This window comes from [Chlorobium] sp. 445 (assembly GCA_002763895.1).
Lineage (GTDB): Bacteria > Bacteroidota > Chlorobiia > Chlorobiales > Thermochlorobacteraceae > Thermochlorobacter.
In genome coordinates this window covers 1-2,801 of the sequence record NSLH01000058.1, presented here as the reverse complement: position 1 = coordinate 2,801, position 2,801 = coordinate 1, and the positions used below count along the sequence as shown (strand labels likewise).

The 2,801-nt window shown below is 48.4% G+C and carries 2 protein-coding genes and 1 pseudogene; 2 read left to right on the top strand and 1 reads right to left on the bottom strand.

The window, feature by feature from the left end; translation table 11 throughout:
• Positions 1-510: hypothetical protein (locus tag CMR00_12570; GenBank protein PIO47034.1), on the bottom strand; the 510-nt coding region annotated here is incomplete at its 3' end.
• 239 nt (positions 511-749) lie between these two features.
• On the opposite strand from CMR00_12570, the pseudogene CMR00_12565 reads away from it, so the two are divergent.
• Positions 750-2,196, top strand: a pseudogene (locus tag CMR00_12565) (MFS transporter).
• 163 nt (positions 2,197-2,359) lie between these two features.
• Entirely contained in the window at positions 2,360-2,791 is a 432-nt protein-coding gene (locus CMR00_12560) for a hypothetical protein (protein ID PIO47033.1), read from the top strand.
• The last annotated feature ends 10 nt before the right edge of the window (positions 2,792-2,801 follow it).

The following is a 2,801-nucleotide window of genomic DNA, read 5'->3' as shown; positions in this document are numbered from 1 at the left end:
GCCACTTGGCACTTTTTCCATGCATAGCGTTTTTGGCACGAGCAATCGGCAGGGTGCGCCGTGTTCGGGCGTGAGCGGTTTGCCTTCCCAGGAGTGGCAGAGCAAGACGTCGTCATCACAGAGTGCGTCGAGTGTGAGGTTGGTGGTGTAGCCGCCGTAGCAATGCACCATCACGGCTTTGGCGTCGGGTTTGAGTTGAACGAGTTTAAGCACTTCCGCAATCGGCACGCCTGTCCAAGTCTTATCGAGCATTGACCAGCGCGTTACGCAGTGAAAATCGGCAGTAATGGTTACTTGCGGCAATGCCATGAAGTCTTCCCAAGTCAGCGTGAGCGGCTGTTCGACAAGCCCATTGAGTTTGAGTTGCCATGTTTTGGTGTCGATGTATTGTGTGGCGCCGTAGGTTAGTACAGGAAATTTGAGTGTGACGTGTTGTCCTGCGGGCAATTTGTCTTTACCGAAGGCATTGCGTTTGCCTTTTAGCGCGCTATCGCGTTCAAAGAGCGACATACCTTTTACTCCTTGCAATAGATTTGGACATTTTGGACGGGCTAAATAAAATTTATACGAAAGTGAAACGAAATAAGCTACAAAAAAAATTTGCATAGTTATGACAAAATGAACTAAGAACAAGCATCGCACTCTCAACAGGTTAGATGCCAAAACGGCGCAAACGACTGCCGCATTGACATCAAAGGTGAAGAGGAAGCGATTAACTATGACAACTCACAAAACAACAGGAGGGCAACATGTCTTTCCTTTCTTTTTTAGACCGTGAAAAATCGATTGCGGAACCGGGCTACAATCGCTGGCTCTTTCCGCCTGCTGCGCTTGCCGTTCATTTGTGTATCGGGCAAGTGTATGGTATTTCTGTGTTCAACATTCCGATGACGAAGCTTATTGGAATCACCGAACCGCAAAAAGGCGTGGATTGGACCATTCCCGAAATTGGGTGGATTTTTTCGATTGCGCTGGCGATGCTCGGTATTTCTGCTGCTGTGTTTGGCAAATGGGCGGAGCGTTCGGGTCCGCGCAAGACCATGTTCGTTTCGGCAATTTGCTGGTCTACGGGATTTTTAATCGGTGCGCTTGGCATTTACCTGCACAACATTTGGATACTGTATTTTGGCTACGGTGTTATTGGTGGTATTGGGCTTGGACTGGGCTACATCTCGCCGGTCTCCACACTGATGAAATGGTTTCCTGATCGACCGGGCATGGCGACGGGCATTGCGATTATGGGCTTTGGCGGCGGCGCAATGATTGGCTCACCGCTGGCGGTCGAACTGATGAACTACTTCAAAACGCCAACCTCAATGGGCGTATGGGAGACCTTCGTTGCCATGGGACTTATTTACCTTATCTTCATGCTTTTTGGTGCGCTTACGGCACGCATCCCTGCACCTGATTGGAAACCTGCTGGCTGGACACCCAGCGCTCAACCAAAGAAAATGGTTACAACAGCAAATGTTACTGCCGATATGGCAATTAAAAACGCCACAGTTTTGGCTCTTGTGGGGGGTCTTGTGCCTCAATGTTACCGCCGGAATTGGCGTGCTTGGGCAAGCCTCGCCGATGATTCAAGAAATGTTTCTTTTCAAGAAGTTCCGTGACATGGGTTTGGATGAAAAGGAAGTCATTAAGATGGCAGCGGCGGCAGGGGGCGGTTTTGCAGCGTTGCTTTCGCTCTTTAACCTTGTCGGTCGCTTCTTCTGGTCATCGCTTTCCGATATTCTTGGACGCAAAACCAACTATATGATCTACCTTGGTCTTGGCACCGTGCTCTACGCCTTGATTCCTACGACCGGTCAAGTTGGGAGCGTGGTTTTGTTTGTTACGCTCTTTGCCATCATCATGAGCATGTATGGCGGTGGCTTTGCCACCATTCCTGCTTATCTCAAAGACATGTTCGGCACAATGCAAGTCGGCGCCATTCATGGTCGCTTGCTCACTGCATGGTCGGTTGCCGCGGTGCTTGGACCTGTGCTTGTCAATTACATTCGTGAATACCAAATCAACAACGGCGTGCCTAAAGCTGATGCCTACAACATCACGATGTATATCATGGCAGGTCTGCTGGTTGTTGGATTTATCTGTAACTACTTCGTCAAGGAAGTCGACACGAAGTTTCATCATGTCGAAGAGCCGCAAACACAAAAAGAACCCAGCGGCACTATGCAAATGCAACGTGCTTAACTTTGAAAGGAGAACTCTGCTATGGAAAACACACTCAATGGCTCAACACCACCGTCTAGTAACGCACTGCGACTTGTCATCAGTTGGTCAATTGTCGGCATCCCATCTGTGTGGGCAATCTGGCAAGTAGTGGTTAAAACCATCGTGCTGTTTCAGTAAGCACATGTCGGAAAAACGAAAGGCAATCGGAAACGGTTGCCTTTTTTTGCTATTAAATAATCGTAAAGTTCACTCACAACCTTCACAACTGCATCACGAAGTTTCTAACTTCGCATTGCTCCTGCTGCTCACAGACATCTTAAACGCCAAACCCAAACTTACTATGAAAAAGACTGTACTGCTTCTGGCTCTGCTGTTTTCAATGAGCGCAAATGCGCAAACGATTACTGTCCCTGACGCGAACTTTCGCAACTTCTTGGCGACAACCTACAATGCCACAATAAGCGGTAACGATGTTACTTTCACATCTCCCGCCATTGTGGATATCACAACGATGGATTGCTCCTATGAGGGCATCAGCGACCTCACAGGGATTGCAAACTTTACCAGCCTAACAGTGTTGAATTGCTCAAACAACTCTTTGACAAGCCTTTGATGTGAGTGCG

Excerpts from the sequence above, each read along its gene's own strand:
- CMR00_12560 (PIO47033.1), top strand. The coding sequence starts at position 2,360 with ATGTCGGAAAAACGAAAGGCAATCGGAAACGGTTGCCTTTTTTTGCTA.